General features: G+C 63.2%; 16 protein-coding genes. 13 read left to right on the forward strand and 3 right to left on the reverse strand.

Annotated features, from left to right (window positions below):
• Nucleotides 1-74: 74 nt before the first annotated feature.
• The 4 genes from IE188_RS14735 (at nucleotide 75) to IE188_RS14750 (ending at nucleotide 2,902) form a co-directional block, all read left to right on the forward strand.
• Nucleotides 75-938 carry a LysR family transcriptional regulator gene (locus IE188_RS14735; RefSeq protein WP_191287280.1) on the forward strand — a complete coding sequence of 288 codons (864 nt, stop codon included), beginning with the start codon at nucleotides 75-77 and terminating at the stop codon, nucleotides 936-938.
• Between the two features lie 76 nt (nucleotides 939-1,014).
• Nucleotides 1,015-1,767 (forward strand): energy-coupling factor ABC transporter ATP-binding protein, encoded by a 753-nt coding sequence (locus tag IE188_RS14740; RefSeq protein WP_191287281.1) that lies wholly within the window; start codon nucleotides 1,015-1,017, stop codon nucleotides 1,765-1,767.
• Nucleotides 1,742-2,353, forward strand: coding sequence for an energy-coupling factor transporter transmembrane component T family protein (locus IE188_RS14745; protein WP_191287282.1), 612 nt, complete (start codon nucleotides 1,742-1,744; stop codon nucleotides 2,351-2,353). Before IE188_RS14740 ends, IE188_RS14745 begins: the two co-directional genes overlap by 26 nt.
• A 3-nt stretch (nucleotides 2,354-2,356) precedes the next feature.
• Entirely contained in the window at nucleotides 2,357-2,902 is a 546-nt protein-coding gene (locus IE188_RS14750) for a biotin transporter BioY (RefSeq protein WP_191287283.1), read from the forward strand.
• Nucleotides 2,903-2,906: 4 nt separating this feature from the next.
• Here the strand turns inward: IE188_RS14750 and IE188_RS14755 are convergent, their stop codons facing one another.
• The 3 genes from IE188_RS14755 to IE188_RS14765 are packed head-to-tail and all read right to left on the reverse strand — an operon-like array spanning nucleotide 2,907 to nucleotide 5,997.
• Nucleotides 2,907-3,647 (reverse strand): maleate cis-trans isomerase family protein, encoded by a 741-nt coding sequence (locus IE188_RS14755; RefSeq protein ID WP_191287284.1) that lies wholly within the window; start codon nucleotides 3,645-3,647, stop codon nucleotides 2,907-2,909.
• Complete coding sequence (locus IE188_RS14760; RefSeq protein ID WP_191287285.1) at nucleotides 3,648-4,811, reverse strand: M24 family metallopeptidase; 1,164 nt, start codon at nucleotides 4,809-4,811, stop codon at nucleotides 3,648-3,650.
• Nucleotides 4,804-5,997 carry a diaminopropionate ammonia-lyase gene (locus IE188_RS14765; protein WP_191287286.1) on the reverse strand — a complete coding sequence of 398 codons (1,194 nt, stop codon included), beginning with the start codon at nucleotides 5,995-5,997 and terminating at the stop codon, nucleotides 4,804-4,806. The genes IE188_RS14760 and IE188_RS14765 overlap by 8 nt, the downstream gene beginning before the upstream one ends.
• A 233-nt stretch (nucleotides 5,998-6,230) precedes the next feature.
• On the opposite strand from IE188_RS14765, the gene IE188_RS14770 reads away from it, so the two are divergent.
• The 9 genes from IE188_RS14770 (at nucleotide 6,231) to IE188_RS14810 (ending at nucleotide 14,615) form a co-directional block, all read left to right on the forward strand.
• Nucleotides 6,231-8,012, forward strand: coding sequence for a LuxR C-terminal-related transcriptional regulator (locus IE188_RS14770; RefSeq protein ID WP_191287287.1), 1,782 nt, complete (start codon nucleotides 6,231-6,233; stop codon nucleotides 8,010-8,012).
• A gap of 594 nt (nucleotides 8,013-8,606) precedes the next feature.
• Nucleotides 8,607-9,059, forward strand: coding sequence for a c-type cytochrome (locus tag IE188_RS14775; RefSeq protein WP_191287288.1), 453 nt, complete (start codon nucleotides 8,607-8,609; stop codon nucleotides 9,057-9,059).
• 21 nt (nucleotides 9,060-9,080) lie between these two features.
• On the forward strand, nucleotides 9,081-10,451 hold the full coding sequence (locus IE188_RS14780) for a cbb3-type cytochrome c oxidase subunit I (RefSeq protein WP_191287289.1): 1,371 nt from the start codon (nucleotides 9,081-9,083) through the stop codon (nucleotides 10,449-10,451).
• Between the two features lies 1 nt (nucleotide 10,452).
• Nucleotides 10,453-11,259 carry a CbbQ/NirQ/NorQ/GpvN family protein gene (locus tag IE188_RS14785; protein ID WP_191287290.1) on the forward strand — a complete coding sequence of 269 codons (807 nt, stop codon included), beginning with the start codon at nucleotides 10,453-10,455 and terminating at the stop codon, nucleotides 11,257-11,259.
• 77 nt (nucleotides 11,260-11,336) lie between these two features.
• The gene (locus tag IE188_RS14790) at nucleotides 11,337-13,283 is read left to right on the forward strand and encodes a nitric oxide reductase activation protein NorD (protein ID WP_191287291.1); all 1,947 of its coding nucleotides are present in this window, start codon (nucleotides 11,337-11,339) and stop codon (nucleotides 13,281-13,283) included.
• Complete coding sequence (locus IE188_RS14795) at nucleotides 13,280-13,828, forward strand: cytochrome c oxidase subunit 3 (protein WP_191287292.1); 549 nt, start codon at nucleotides 13,280-13,282, stop codon at nucleotides 13,826-13,828. Before IE188_RS14790 ends, IE188_RS14795 begins: the two co-directional genes overlap by 4 nt.
• Nucleotides 13,828-14,091, forward strand: coding sequence for a hypothetical protein (locus tag IE188_RS14800; protein ID WP_191287293.1), 264 nt, complete (start codon nucleotides 13,828-13,830; stop codon nucleotides 14,089-14,091). Before IE188_RS14795 ends, IE188_RS14800 begins: the two co-directional genes overlap by 1 nt.
• A gap of 12 nt (nucleotides 14,092-14,103) precedes the next feature.
• On the forward strand, nucleotides 14,104-14,367 hold the full coding sequence (locus IE188_RS14805; RefSeq protein WP_191287294.1) for a hypothetical protein: 264 nt from the start codon (nucleotides 14,104-14,106) through the stop codon (nucleotides 14,365-14,367).
• Nucleotides 14,367-14,615, forward strand: a complete 249-nt coding sequence (locus tag IE188_RS14810; RefSeq protein WP_191287295.1) for a hypothetical protein — start codon at nucleotides 14,367-14,369, stop codon at nucleotides 14,613-14,615. Before IE188_RS14805 ends, IE188_RS14810 begins: the two co-directional genes overlap by 1 nt.
• Nucleotides 14,616-14,661 lie beyond the last annotated feature (46 nt).

Raw genomic sequence — 14,661 nt, forward strand, 5'->3', positions numbered from 1 at the left:
TATCCGTGACATGGTGGCGCGTTTGATGGATAAGCACAATTTAGATGAAACGCACCTGAGACCCCGAAACCGTTATGCCACATACCCCAGTTTCAAACCTGCCGCTGGATTGGGTCCGCGCGTTCGAAGCCGCGGGGCGCACCGGAAGTTTCACTGCCGCCGCGGCGGAAACAGGACTGACTCAAGCGGCGATCAGTCAGAGGATCGGCAATCTTGAGGCACGTTTGGGTGCGACCCTGTTCATCCGTCAGCCGCGCGGCGTCATTCTGTCGGTCGAGGGGGAGGCGTGGCTTCCTTACGTCACGCACGCTCTGGCGACGTTGCGGCAAAGTTCCGAGGAGCTGTTCGGCATTCAGCGGCGGCGGGTGACGGTCTGGGCCAGCGCGTCGGTGCTGGCGCTGTGGATCGCACCGCGTCTTGCCGGGCTGTCGCTGGGTGACGAAGTCGAACTGAGCTTCAAGACGCTGGTTCTGGCGTCCGAGGATGGGCCGGGGGCGGCGGGCATCCGGATCCGCTATGGCAATGGGGATTGGGACATGACGCGGCGCGCGCGGCTGTATGACGAGGTGTTGGCCCCCGTCGCCGCGCCCTCCTTGCTGGACACAGAAGGGCAGGGGGGGTGGCAGGGCCTGCCACGTCTGGGTCTGTCGGGGCCGCGGGCGGGGTGGCACGATTGGGCGCGGGCCACGGGTGACGCGCCGACGCCGGTGCCCTTGCTGCGGTTCGATACGTTCACCGCCGCACTGTCGGCGGCGGAGGCCGGGGCGGGGGTGCTTCTGGCTTCGCTGCCTTTGGTGCGGGGCGCGTTGGGGGCGGGGCGGCTTGTGCGGGTGTCGCAAGACGCGCTGCCATCGGAAAATTCCTATTGGATGGTGGCCGATGATCGCGACGTGACGCGCCGCCAGTGGGAGGCGCTGACCCGCCAGTTCTGCGCTTGACCTTACGTAAGGTAAAACCACGAGATGCGCATTTTCTTGCGGCATTCCCCGTTATGCCCCGGTAAAAGGCGCGTGGATGCGTGACGAAAGGGATGATGTTCGGGTGAAAGACACGGGCGCTGTAACACAGATTCGCTTTGATGCTGTCGATCATGTGATTGACGGGCGCGCGATTCTGTCCGGCGTCTCGGTGGACCTGAGCGCGCGGCGGATCGGGGTGATCGGGCGCAACGGGTCGGGCAAGACGACCTTTGCACGGCTGCTGGCGGGGCTGGTTGCGCCGACCTCGGGCACGGTCACGATTGACGGGATCGACCCGGCAAAGGATCGGCGTGCGGCGCTGTCGCTGGTGGGTATTCTGTTTCAGAACCCCGATCATCAGATCATTTTCCCGACGGTGATCGAGGAAGTCGCTTTTGGTTTGCGTCAACAGGGCGTGGATGATCCGGACGCCCGTGCGCAAGCTGTGCTGGATCGGTTCGGCAAGGCCCATTGGCGTGACGCGCATGTGCACAGCCTGTCACAAGGGCAGAAGCAGTTGGTCTGTCTGATGTCCATTCTGGCGATGACCCCGCGCATCCTGATACTGGACGAGCCTTTCGCGGGGCTGGATATTCCCACGCGGATGCAGCTGGCCCGGTATCTGAGCCATTATGACGGCACGCTGGTGCATGTCTCGCACGACCCGCGCGATCTGGCAGGCTATGACCATGTGCTGTGGCTGGAACGTGGCGCGGTGAAAGGGCAGGGGGCGGACGTGCTGGACGCCTTCACGGACGAGATGATGCGGCAAGGGGGGGGCGATGATATCTCTGACCTCTCCCGTTAGGACGCGCGCCCATGACTGGCCTGCCGGGGCAAAGTTGGCGGCGCTGTGTGTGGTGACGGTTCTGTTGTTCAAGGCGCAGAGCCTGTGGATTCATGCGGGGGTGTTTGCCGGGATGCTGGTACTGTATCGCCTGCCCGGCCCGGTGTTTTTCCGTGCCGGTCTGCGGGCGTTGCGGGTGCTGTGGCCCTTTGTCGTGATGCTGGCGCTGTATCATCTTGTGACCTGGACGCCCTATGCGGGTGGGGTCATCTTGCTGCGGATGGTCACGGCGGTTGGTCTGGCGACACTGGTGACGATGACCACGCAACTGTCGGACCTGATCGCGGTGGTGCGTTGGCTGGCGACGCCCTTGCGCGCCTTGGGTCTGAAAACCGCGTATTTAGAGACTGCTATTGCGCTGGTCATTCGCTTTACACCGGTGCTGTTAACCAAGGGCACCAAGCTGATCGACGCCTGGCGCGCACGATCACCGCGCCGCCCCGGTTGGCGGATTATCTTACCGTTTACGGTCCTTGCGCTGGACGATGCGGACCACATCGCCGAGGCGCTGCGCGCGCGCGGTGGTTTTGATGCCATGAAGGAGTGAGACATGGAAAAACACGTGACCCTGATTGCCCTGTTTGCCGCGCTGATCGCGGCCCTGGGTCTGATCCCGCAAATCGCGCTGCCGTTCGGTGTGCCAATCACCGCGCAAAGCCTTGGCATCATGCTGTGCGGCACGGTCTTGGGCGCGAAGCGCGGGGCGCTGGCGGTGCTGCTGTTCCTGCTGCTTGTGGCGCTGGGTCTGCCGCTTCTGGCGGGTGGCCGTGGGGGTCTGGGCGTGTTCACCAGCCCGACCGCCGGGTTCCTTGTGGGTTTCCCGATCGCGGCCTTTGTTACGGGTCTGATCACCGAGAAATGGCGCAAGGGACCGCTGGCCGTCAGCGCGGGCGTCGCGTCGGTCATCGGCGGGATTGTGGTGCTGTATTTGTTCGGGATTGGCGGCCTGTCGCTGGTGCTGGGCAAATCGGTGCCTGAGGCGACGATGCTGGTCGCGGCCTTCATCCCCGGTGACATCCTGAAAGCTGCCATTGCCGGGATGCTGACCGCCGCGCTTGCCAAGGCGCGCCCGGCGAGTGTGCTTTCGCGCGCCTGAGCGGTTACGCAAACAGACGGCCCAGCCCCATGCGTGGGTCGTCCACTCCTGCCAGCCTGAGCATGTGCCATGCCAGTGCCGCATTGCTGGCGAGGACGGGTTTGCCGGTCTGCGCCTCAATCTCGGGGATGATCTCCAGACATCTGAGCGCCGTGCAGGACATCACGATGGCGTCGCAGGGGGCGGCATTGGCCACCTGACGGCCGGCGGCAAGGATCGAGCTTGGCGTGATCCGCGACACGATCTGGTCATTGCTTTCCTCGAACGACCCGAAACCGGCGATCTGAAACCCGGCGTCGCTCAGCCGGTCGCGCATGGTTTGCGAGACCTCGGCGACATAGGGTGACAGGAAGGCCAGCCGCGTCACCCCAAGGTGCCGACCGCCTGCAATGATCGCGGTCAGCGGGTCGGTGACGGCGGCAGTGGGGCACACAGTCTGAATTGCCTTCGCGACTTTCTCGGGCCCGTTCACGGAACTGGCCGAGGTGCAGGCATAGCCGATGGCGTCAAAGGACAGAGCCGGCGGCAGAAGCCGCGTGGCGGCTGGCAGGTCCGCCAGCATTTGCGGCAGCGTGTCGGTGCGGATCTCCGGCCCCATCGGGATGCGGGTGTGATAGAGCGCGACGCCGGGGATATCCATGATCCGCCGAAACTCCTGCTCCAGCGTTTCGTCGTTTTCCAGCACGATCACGCCCAGATTGGCGCGGGTGCCGATGCCTTGGTCCGTGTCGAAGGAAAGTCTCATTCAGATCACCGGAAGCTCTGGCGCGGCGCGGGTGGTCAGAAGCTGGGCGCCTTCGGCCCGCACAACGATGTTTTCTTCATGCACCATGATCCGCCCGTCGCCGTAACCAAGCGATGGCTCAAGCGTCAGGACCATGTTTTCGGTGAGAACAGTCCTATCAAATGCAGCGTGCGAGGGCCATTCGGTCAGTTGCATCCCCAGCCCGTGGCCCAAGCGGCCCACGTCACCGGACTGGCTGTCCATCTCGGCAATCACCGATTGCATCGCGTGGAACAGATCGCGGCAGGTGGTGCTGGGGCGGGCGGCGTCGATCCCTGCCTCGGTCGCGCGCCACAGCACGTCATAGGCGCGGCGGGCGGTGTCGTCGGCCCGCCCCACCGCCCAGTTCCGGTCGAAATCGCAGAAATACCCGTCCCATGTGGCGCCGGTGTCGAGCATCAGGATATCGCCTTTCGCCAGCGGGCGCGGAGAAGGTGGCGAGATCACATCGTGATAGCCGCCCGGACCCGCGCCGCCGACCAGATAGGGCACGTCGTCTGCGCCTTGCGCCAACGCCTCGCGGCGGACGGCGCGAAACAGGGCGTCCAAGGGCAGACCCTCATGGGCGATGCCGGGAACCTTGGCGAATGTGGCCGAGCCGATGGCGCAGATATGTGCGATCTTTGCGATCTCGCGGTCGGATTTCACCATGCGCAGGCTGCGGATGAGGTCGGTCGCGTCGGTGATGCGCAGGCCGGGCAGGCCTGACAAAAGCCGCTCATAGTCGCCAAGAGGCATTCTGAGCGTGGTTTCGTGCCCCTTCATCACGCCAATCGCGGACCCTTCGCAGGCATAGGGTGTCAGAAGGTCGGTCAAAAGGCTGATCCCGTCATCCGCCGGGGCGGGGGCGGACCATGTGCGGATGTCATCGACCCATGTCGTGCGCATCAGCGCCGCGCCGATTTCCGGAATGATCGCGATGGGCTTGCCCGCGGCAGGCACGAACAGGAACCACGGGCGGGTGGGGCTTTGCCAGAACAGCGTTTGGAAGCCGGTGAAATAGCGCAGCTCCGGCTCGGTCGTCAGGAAAAGCCCCGCCAGCCCGTCGCGCGCCATCAGGGTCTGCGCACGGGCGGTGCGGGCGGCAAATTCGTCCTCGGGGAAGCCGCGGGGGGGCTCAGACATGATCCGCCCCGGCCATGATCGCGGCGAAGATCGCGGGGTCGGTCACACCCTCGGACCCGATCAGAAGCACGCGCGATTGTGCGTCCAGCCCCAGCGCCGCCGCCATGTCGGGCTGGCGCATCACTGCGATCAGGGTGGCCAGTCCTGCCACCGCGCTTTCGCCCGCTTCGATCTGCGCATCGCCACTGTCCCCGTTGGCCAGCAGGCGCATGGTGGGGGCGACGATGCTGTCGGGCATGGTGACGAAATCCTGCGCTTCTTCGCGCAGGATGGCCCAGGCCATTTCGGATGGTTCGCCACAGGACAGGCCCGCCATGATGGTTTCTTCGTGGATCGGCACGGTCGTCGGCACCCCCTTTTGGGCGCTTTCGTAAAGGCAGGCGGCGCGGTCAGGTTCGGTGATGATGACGCGCGGGGCGTCATCGCCCCAATGCTGGCGCAGATAGGCCGCGACCGACGCGGCCAGCCCGCCAACCCCGCCTTGCAGGATGACATGGGAGGGGGCGTCCTCCATCGCCTCGCAGGCTTCGCGCGTCATCACGCCATAGCCTGCCATCACGTCGCGGGGTGGGTCGGCATAGCCGTCCCACGAGGTGTCAGAGACCACGAACCAGCCGTTTTCATCAGCCTCGGTTCTGGCCAGATCGACCGAGGCGTCATAGTCGCCGTCGATCCGCACCACATCGGCCCCCAGGTCGCGCATTGCTTGTGCGCGGGTTTCGCTTACCTCGGCATGGATATAGATGCGGCAGGGTGCACCGACACGCTGGCACCCCCAAGCCAGCGACCGCCCGTGGTTGCCATCGGTGGCCGAACTGAGGGTGATCCCGGCGCAGGCCTCGGCGTAAGCGCCGCCCCGGATATCGGCAAGCGTCACCGGATGCCCCAACCGGGTGCCCAGCTCGCGTTGCAGCACGCGCAGCGCCGCGTAAGCCCCGCCAAGCGCCTTGAAACTGCCCAGACCAAAACGCGGCCCTTCGTGTTTGTAAGCGATATGCCCCACGCCGATCTGCCCGGCCAACCCGGGCAGGGACACAAGCGGCGTGGGCGCATAGCCGTCCCAGGCGGTGATTTCATCCCAGGCACGGGCAAAATCATCCGGCGTCAGCACCCGCATTGCGGCGTCGCCCCGTTTCGGAGTCACCGCGACATGGTGCAGGGCGGCTTGGGCAAACGGGTCGGTCATGGTCTGTCCTTTCGGCAACGTCCTTGCCAGACTATACGCAGTTGCCCGCATACAAAGCCCCCATTTCCGCCGTTCCGGCCGGAAAAACCGGCGTTGCAAGGGGGCGCGGCTTGATCCGTAAATTTTGCGTCAAAACTGCCCGCCAGACCGGCTTGCCCCTTGGCGCAAAAGCATATTCTCGCTAGCGTGGTTGGGCCGGATTGACCGGCAGAGGACCAACCCGGACAGGCGCGATGGATCGGAAGACAGAGTCCTCTCAGACGCAGGAAGACAGTCTGACAGGAAAAACACGCGAAGAAGCGATCGAGCGGCTGTATGACGTGGCGCTTGACCCGACGCGGTACGAGACATTGCTGGATGTCTGGGAAACCGCGATTGCGCCCCTGCGCGAAGGGGCGGATTTCAGCGCGCCGCGCCTGTTGGACGACCCCACCATCGCCAGCCATTTCGACCGCGCGGGTGCCTTTCTGGACCGGCTGGACCAAAGCAGCACGCAGACCCAGTTGAACGCGGTGCTGGCCCCTTTCGACAAGGTCGCGGCGTTTCTGTTTGACGCGCGTCACAAGGTGGCAGCGGTGAACCCGGCGGCGCGCGCGCTGTTGGGGCTGGAGGTCGGGGCCGAGCTTGGGTCGATGCTGGTCAATGTGGACGACATCGGCAGCATCCTGACCACCGCCCATTCGCTGCTGAACGGGCAGGGGGAAAACGCCGCCGTCTTGCGGCTGAGGTCACGCGGCAAGGGGCATTTCATCGTGGTGCGCCTGCAGGTGCGGCAGGTGGGATCGGGCGAGCGTTACGTGCTGGCGGCCTCGTCCGAGGTCAGTTGCCCGGCGGGCTTTTCCGACATTCTGAAACGGGCCTTCGATCTGACCACCGCCGAGGCGGATGTGGTTCAAAGCCTTGTGGAATGCTGCTCGGTCAAAGAGATCGCCGAGCAACGGGGGCGGTCGATTGACACCGTGCGGGCGCAGATCAAGTCGATCCTGTCCAAGACGGAAACCCGGTCGCAGGTCGAACTGGTGCGGCTGGCGCTGTCCTTGATGGACATGTCCAACCTGACGATCAAGGCGGACCCCGGCCCGCGGATGCTGAGCCGTGGCTACGCCAGCCTTGAGGCGCGGCCTTTCAAGACGCTGGTCACGCCGGACGGGCGGCGGCTGGATTATCTTGTGCTGGGCGCGCCCAAGGGTGTGCCGCTTTTGTATCTGCCGCTGGATTACGGGCTGGTGCGCTGGCCGGCCTCGGCCGAGGCGGAAGCGACCCGGCGCGGCATTCGCGTCATCGTGCCTGTGCGGGCGGGGTATGGGATGTCGGACATGGTGTCGAAACGGCAGGATTACGATGCGCTGGCCACGCAGGACACATTGCAGGTTCTGGACGCCGAACAGGTCACGCGCTGCCCGGTGATCAGTCTGGGATCGGACAGTTTCTATGCGATGAAGCTGGCCACCCATGACCCCGACCGGATCAGCGCGATCATCGCGGCGGCGGGTATCTTGCCGATGACCCGGCGCGAGCAATACGAACGGATGGAGAAGTGGCACCGCTTCATCCTGGCGGGCGCGAAATACACGCCGCACCTGCTGCCGTTCATGGTGAAGGCCGGGTTTTATCTGGCGCGCAGGATCGGCAAGCGGGGGTTCATCCACGCGGTCTATGGGAATTGCCCGGCCGATGTCGAAACCTTTGAAAACCCCGAGGTTTACGAGGCCATCGTCACCGGGTCGGACACCGCGCTGACCGATGATTTCGCCGCGCATGAAGCGTTTTCGCGCATGGTGCTGGGCGAACAGAAAAGCGACTGGTCGCCGATGGTCGATGCGCTGCGTGGCAAGCTGCCGGTGGTGTTCTTCAACGGCACCCAGGATCCGCAGGTGCCGGTCGCCTCGCTTGACGAGTTTCGACAGGATCACGACTGGATCGACTATCGCATCTATGACGACAGCGGGCAGCTGATTTTCTTCCGCCACTGGCAGGCGGTGTTGGACGAGGCCGAAAAGCACCTGGCGCGTTAACTTTTACCCAATGTTGGGTATGACCCCCGCCGGCGATGCCCCTAGCGTCGAAGATATTGAAACTAAGATATTTCAAGTTGCCAGACGTATTCCCAATTACAGGGAAAGTCCCGAATTGCTGCTTTGCAGGAGTTCACGGATCATTGGCCCGGTTCCATGGGCTTCGCGTTGATCTGAGAAGGGGGTGGGCGTATGGTGGCGGCACGGGGAATTTGCTGTCGGGAAACCCGTCTGCAACCCCCGTGTTTTCAACTCTTTCGGTGATGCCATCGGACCGTGGACTTCCTGCCGTGGTTCGGTGGCATTTCCTTTGACTGGATCCGGGTCGGACCTGCGGGATGGAGCGGCACCATGGGCAATTCGTTGCGACGCGGCGGATTGCCCGTTCCGCGTTGCATTTCCGCGCCTGTCCGCGCGACTTTGCGATGGGCAACAAGTTTGTGATTGAGGTTCTCGTTCAACCATGACACGCAGGGCTTGCCCGTCTTTCCCGCCAAAAACCGTCAGGAAAAACGGGCTTTCTTAACAATAGTCAAGCTGCTTGCGCGCGGCTTGGACTAGTCCGAGACTCGGATAACTGAACTGGAGGCCAATATGCGAGAAGTCATGACCAAGACCATGGCGCGTAACGTGTTCTATGGCGGCTCGTTGTTTTTCATCGTGGTCTTTTTGATCCTGTCGGCGCACTCGGTGCGATACGTGGTGACCAAATCGACCGCAAATGCGGAACTGACGGAAAGCGTAGCACGCGGCAAACATGTGTGGGAAAAGAACGCCTGCATCAACTGCCATACTTTGATGGGCGAGGGGGCGTATTTTGCACCCGAGCTGCAAAACGTGATGTCCCGGTGGGGTGTCGCCGACGACCCGGAAGCGGCCTTCGAGGTGCTGAAGGGCTGGATGGAAGCACAACCGACCGGCATCGAGGGACGGCGTCAAATGCCGCAATTCAACCTGAGCGACGAACAGATTCGCGAACTTGCAGACTTCTTCCTGTGGGTGAACCAGATCGACGCGCAGGGCTGGCCCCCGAACGAGGCGGGCTAAGGCCGGAAGAGGAGACGTGAAATGAAATATCAAACACAAAAAATTGCCTACTGGTACTTCCTGGCAGCGATGGCGGTCTTTGCCGTTCAGGTGCTGGGCGGGCTGTGGGCCGGCTGGATCTATGTCAGCCCGAACTTCCTGTCCGAGCTGATGCCGTTCAACATCGTACGCATGTTGCACACCAACGCGCTGATCGTCTGGCTGTTGCTGGGCTTCTTCGGGGCCGCATATTTCCTTGTACCGGAAGAGGCCGAGCGCGAGATGCATTCGCCGATGCTGGCCTATATCCAGCTTGGCATTCTGCTTCTGGGCACCGCGGGCGCGGTCGTGACCTATACGTTCGACCTGTTCCACGGCAACTGGCTGCTGGGCATGGAAGGGCGCGAGTTCATTGAACAGCCCGTCTGGGTCAAGGTCGGCATCGTCGTTGCCGCCCTGATCTTCCTGTACAACGTATCGCTGACGGTTCTGAAGGGTCGCAAGACCGCGATCACGAACGTGCTGCTTCTGGGCCTTTGGGGTCTGGCGCTTCTGTTCCTGTTTGCCTTCTACAACCCGGCCAACCTGTCTTTGGACAAAATGTTCTGGTGGTACATCGTGCACCTGTGGGTGGAAGGCACCTGGGAACTGGTGATGGCCTCGATCCTGGCCTTCCTGCTTCTGAAGCTGACCGGCGTGGACCGCGAGATCATCGAAAAGTGGCTTTACATCATTGTGGCCACCGCGCTGTTCTCGGGCATTCTGGGCACCGGGCACCACTACTACTGGATCGGTCTGCCGAGCTATTGGCAGTGGATCGGGTCCATCTTCTCGACGCTTGAGGTGATCCCCTTCTTCGCAATGATGAGCTTCAGCTTCGTCATGGTGTGGAAAGGCAAACGCGACCACCCGAACAAGGCGGCCCTTCTGTGGGCGCTGGGTGCCGCAACCGTCGCCTTCTTCGGCGCGGGTGTGTGGGGCTTCCTGCATACGCTGCACGGTGTGAACTATTACACCCACGGCACGCAGATCACCGCGGCCCACGGTCACCTGGCCTTCTTCGGCGCCTATGTGTCGGTGAACCTGGCGATCATCACCTATGCCATGCCGATCCTGCGCGGACGTGATCCGTACAACCAGGTTCTGAACATGGCGAGCTTCTGGCTGATGACCGGCGGTATGTCCTTCATGACCTTCGTGCTGACCTTTGCCGGCACGGTTCAGACCCACATGCAACGTGTGCTGGGCGAGAACTTCATGGAGATCCAGGAAGGCGTGCACCTGTTCTTCATCATGCGGTGGGTCTCGGGCCTGGCGGTGGTGATCGGTGCGATCCTGTTCATCTATGCACAACTGGTGCCGCGTCGCGAGATCATCGAGCCGACGGACCAGTATGAAAGCGAAGGGGCCTGATATGGCTGCCGTTGATACCAAAACGGAGGGGGCTTCGGCCCCCTTCTACTCACCCGTTTCTGACGAATGCGATGTTTTCGAAGCCGCCGAACGCCACGGGCTGCCGCTGCTTCTGAAAGGTCCGACCGGTTGCGGCAAGACCCGCTTCGTCGCCCATATGGCCGCCCGCCTGGGTCGCCCCCTCTATACCGTTGCCTGTCACGATGACCTGTCCGCGTCCGACCTTGTGGGTCGCTACCTGCTGAAAGGCGGGGAAACGGTCTGGGTCGATGGCCCGCTGACCCGCGCCGTGCGGGAAGGGGCGATCTGTTATCTGGACGAGGTGGTCGAGGCGCGCAAGGATGTGACCGTCGTTCTGCACCCGCTGACCGATGACCGTCGCATCCTGCCACTGGACAAGACCGGCGAAGAGATCGAGGCCGCCCCCGGCTTCATGCTCGTAGCCAGTTACAACCCGGGCTATCAGAACATCCTGAAAACCCTGAAACCCTCGACCCGGCAGCGTTTTCTGTCGATCGACTTCGACTTCCCGTCGCAAGATCGCGAGGTTGACATCGTGACGCGCGAAAGCGGGTTGGATGCCGAACGGGTGACATCGCTTGTCCGGCTGGCCAACAAGCTGCGCGGCCTGAAAGGGCAGGATCTGGAAGAGGGCGTTTCGACCCGTCTGGTGATCTATTGCGCCACGCTGATCGAAGATGGGATGCCCGTGGACCGTGCCATCCGCACGGCGATGATCGAACCTCTGTCCGATGACGATGACGTCAAGCAAGGGCTGATGGATCTGGTCACCGCGATCTATGGCTGATGCCACCCCCGCGACCGGCCAACGGGTCGGTCGCAGGTTTCCCAATCTGGACGACAACCTGACACCCGAGGTTCCCCATGTCCGAACGCATTTTCGACCCTTTCGAGCCGGAAGAAACCGTTGGCAAGATCTGGCACAAATATGCCAGCCGCCTGGACGCCCCCGGCCTGCATGACGACACCGCCGTGTCGCTGGCCGAGGTCGAGGGCCGCCTTGGCGTCTTTTTCCGCGGCCTTGGCGGGTCACACGCGACCGAGATCAAGCAGGCCAGCGCCGCCGCCTCGCATCACCGGCTGTCGTTCCGCCGCTCGCTGGGCACCTGGCGCGAGATGCAGGCCCGCCCCAGTTTCGATGGCGAGGCGCTGCGCCTGCCCGAAACCATCGCCGAATTTCCCGCCCGCGAGGCCAACGCGGCGCTTTACTTCTGGCTGGTCGCGTCCGTGGCCCATGCGCCCGAGCCGGTGGGCGACGGTGATCCGCTGCGTGCCGATCTGCGCGCGCTGCGTGCCTCGATCGCCATGACGCAGGCCACGCTGGCCGATTGCCCCGGCCTGCGCGGGTTTTATGAAACCCTTGTCGGCGCGTGTCGCGCGATGCGACCTGACGCCAAGCTGCCCGGTGTCGAAGCTGCGTTGGAAGCGGCGATTGATCACCTTCTGGGCGGGCCGGAGCCTGCGCGCAAACTGGCGAAAGAATTTGTGACGCTGATCCGTCAACCCGATGCGGACCTGTCGCATGTCATCGCCCCGCGCGGCTATCGCCCGTTCCGCCCGGTGCCGATGTGGCCTGACCTGCGCCCGATGGCGGCACGGATGCCGGTGGACCGTTTGGGCGAAGGGGACGAGGAACAAGGCAGCGGACCGGGGGACGAGGCCGAAGGCACCAAGGCTGCCCGCCGATCAGAAAGCGATCAGGCCGAACGGCGTGACAGCCTGATCCTGCACAAGTTCGAGGCGATCTTCTCGTGGGTCGAAAGCCTGAACATGAACCGGCGCATCGAAGATGACGACGAGGACAACGCCCGCCGCGCCGCTGAGGATCAGGACGAGCTGGCGCTGGGGCAGGTGTCGAAAAAGACCGCGACGCGGCTGAAGTTCCACCTTGATCTGTCGCCCGAAGATGCCGAGCGCGAGCGCCTGTCGGGCAAGCATCTGTATCCCGAATGGGATCACCGCACATCAAGTTATATCCCCGATCACGCCCGCGTGCTGTCTAGCATCGCGGACGAGGTCGAGGCGATCGAACATGACCCCGCCACCCACCGCCGTATCCGCGCCGTGAAACGCCAGTTCGAGGCGTTGCGCCCGAAACGGGTGATCCTGCCGCGCCAGTTGGATGGCGACGAATTGGACCTTGAGGCCGCGATTGCGGCACAGGTCGAGCTGCGCGCGACGGGTCGGTCCAGCGACAGGGTGTATCGCGCGGCGCGGGTGATGGAACGGGATCTGGCGATCTCGGTCCTGATGGATGTGTCCCGCTCGACCGAAAGCGCGATTGGCGACCGGCAGGTGATCGACGTGGAAAAAGAGGCGCTGACCGCGATGGCCTGGGGGCTGGACGCCTGCGGCGACGATTTCGCGATTCACACATTCTCGTCCCTGAAACGGGGCCGCGTCTTTGTGCAGGAATGCAAGGGGTTCGACGAAAAGATGGGCCCGCGCGTCGAGGCGCGGATCGGCGGGCTAACGCCGGCTTTCTATACGCGGTTGGGCGCGGCGATCCGTCATGCCTCGGCCGAGTTGGACGAGCGCCCCAACACCCGCCGCCTGCTTCTGGTCATCACCGATGGCAAGCCCAATGATCTGGATCATTACGAAGGCCGCCACGGGATCGAGGACAGCCGCATGGCGGTGCGCGAGGCGCGGATGAAGGGTCATGCCGTGTATGGCGTCGTCGTCGATCAGAAAGGGCAGGGCTGGGTGAACCGCATTTTCGGGGCGGATGGATTTTCCATCGTGCCGGACCCCACGCGGCTGACTGCCGCATTGCCCGAGATCTATCGCCAGATTACCGGTGGGGCATGACGGATCAAACATCGGTTTTGGATGAACTGCCCGGCGATCTGATGATCTGGGTGTTGATCGTGTCGGAGCTTCTGGTCTTCGGCGCGGGGCTTTTGGCGTTTCTGGGGATGCGCGCGATGGACCCGGCAGGCTTTGCCGCCGATCAGGCCGCGCTGAACCGCGTCGCGGGGGCGGCCAACACCATCGTGCTTGTCACCAGCGGCTATTGTGCGGCGCGGGCGGTCAATGCCTTTGACCACTCGCTGCGGGCCATGCGCCTGTGGCTGGCGGCAGCGATGGGGTTCGGCATCGTGTTTCTGGTGGTCAAATGGTATGAATACGCCGAAAAGGCCCGCCACGGGATCGGGATCGAGACCAGCGATTTCTTCACCTTCTATTACCTGCTCACCGGGTTTCACGCGCTGCATGTGGTGGCGGGGCTGATCATCTTCGCGCTTCTGATGCGCTGGGGCACGCATCGCAACCTCGAAGCGGGCGCCGCCTTCTGGCACATGGTCGATCTGGTCTGGGTCTTGCTGTTTCCCATCATCTATCTGGTGCACTGATGTCGAACACGATCCTGACCCGCGCCCTTGTGCTTCTAATCGCCCTGAGCATGGCGACCACCGCTTTCGCCGGTGTCCTGCCAGACGCCGGGGAGGTTTTCGTGCTGACTGTGCTGGTCCTGTCGGGGCTGAAATCCTTCGTGATCCTGTCCGATTATCTGGGCCTGCGCCAGGCCCCCACATTTCGCGGCGGGTTCACCGCGTTTCTGGTCGGCTTTCTTGGCCTTGCCGCTTTGCTTTATGCCTTGCCCTTCGCGATGTAGGGGCGATTGACCATGATCAAGAATGACACATCGCCATCTGATATAGTCTCCGAAGAACATGACTGGAGTTTCGATATGAAAACGCTCTATCTGGCCGTTCTGGCCGGGATCGTGGCCTCACCCGCCCTTGCCCACCACGACAAAACCCCCCTGCGCGAAGCGGTGGTGGATGGACATTCCCACGCCGTTGGCGGGGCGACCCTGTGGCTTTTGGGTGCGGTGATTGCAATGATCATCGCGCTGATCGCGGTGCAGAAATCCGTGTTCCGCAAGTGATGGCAGAGCAGCCGGAAACATCCGGGCGGTGGCCGGTCTGGGCCGTCGCGCTGGTGCTGTATCCGCTGGCGGCGGGTGCGGCGGCGGTCAACCTGTTTTTCCTGTTTCTGGTGCTGCAGGCTGTCGGTCTGCGCGCCCTGACCCCGATCGAATCGATCGTTGGTGGCATCATCCTTGGCATCCCCTTCGCCTGGATTTCCGGCAAATGGATGCACGGGCTGATCAAGCAGGCGGAAGAGGACGCCTGACGCCCGACGGCTATTTCTTGTTTCACACGCTCAGCACTTGACTTTG

The organism is Aliiroseovarius zhejiangensis (assembly GCF_014656375.1).
GTDB classification, from domain to species: domain Bacteria; phylum Pseudomonadota; class Alphaproteobacteria; order Rhodobacterales; family Rhodobacteraceae; genus Aliiroseovarius; species Aliiroseovarius zhejiangensis.

Excerpts from the sequence above, each read along its gene's own strand:
- IE188_RS14735 (WP_191287280.1), top strand. The coding sequence starts at position 75 with ATGCCACATACCCCAGTTTCAAACCTGCCGCTGGATTGGGTCCGCGCG.
- IE188_RS14740 (WP_191287281.1), top strand. The coding sequence starts at position 1,015 with ATGCGTGACGAAAGGGATGATGTTCGGGTGAAAGACACGGGCGCTGTA.
- IE188_RS14745 (WP_191287282.1), top strand. The coding sequence starts at position 1,742 with ATGATATCTCTGACCTCTCCCGTTAGGACGCGCGCCCATGACTGGCCT.
- IE188_RS14750 (WP_191287283.1), top strand. The coding sequence starts at position 2,357 with ATGGAAAAACACGTGACCCTGATTGCCCTGTTTGCCGCGCTGATCGCG.
- IE188_RS14755 (WP_191287284.1), bottom strand. The coding sequence starts at position 3,647 with ATGAGACTTTCCTTCGACACGGACCAAGGCATCGGCACCCGCGCCAAT.
- IE188_RS14760 (WP_191287285.1), bottom strand. The coding sequence starts at position 4,811 with ATGTCTGAGCCCCCCCGCGGCTTCCCCGAGGACGAATTTGCCGCCCGC.
- IE188_RS14765 (WP_191287286.1), bottom strand. The coding sequence starts at position 5,997 with ATGACCGACCCGTTTGCCCAAGCCGCCCTGCACCATGTCGCGGTGACT.
- IE188_RS14770 (WP_191287287.1), top strand. The coding sequence starts at position 6,231 with ATGGATCGGAAGACAGAGTCCTCTCAGACGCAGGAAGACAGTCTGACA.
- IE188_RS14775 (WP_191287288.1), top strand. The coding sequence starts at position 8,607 with ATGCGAGAAGTCATGACCAAGACCATGGCGCGTAACGTGTTCTATGGC.
- IE188_RS14780 (WP_191287289.1), top strand. The coding sequence starts at position 9,081 with ATGAAATATCAAACACAAAAAATTGCCTACTGGTACTTCCTGGCAGCG.
- IE188_RS14785 (WP_191287290.1), top strand. The coding sequence starts at position 10,453 with ATGGCTGCCGTTGATACCAAAACGGAGGGGGCTTCGGCCCCCTTCTAC.
- IE188_RS14790 (WP_191287291.1), top strand. The coding sequence starts at position 11,337 with ATGTCCGAACGCATTTTCGACCCTTTCGAGCCGGAAGAAACCGTTGGC.
- IE188_RS14795 (WP_191287292.1), top strand. The coding sequence starts at position 13,280 with ATGACGGATCAAACATCGGTTTTGGATGAACTGCCCGGCGATCTGATG.
- IE188_RS14800 (WP_191287293.1), top strand. The coding sequence starts at position 13,828 with ATGTCGAACACGATCCTGACCCGCGCCCTTGTGCTTCTAATCGCCCTG.
- IE188_RS14805 (WP_191287294.1), top strand. The coding sequence starts at position 14,104 with ATGATCAAGAATGACACATCGCCATCTGATATAGTCTCCGAAGAACAT.
- IE188_RS14810 (WP_191287295.1), top strand. The coding sequence starts at position 14,367 with ATGGCAGAGCAGCCGGAAACATCCGGGCGGTGGCCGGTCTGGGCCGTC.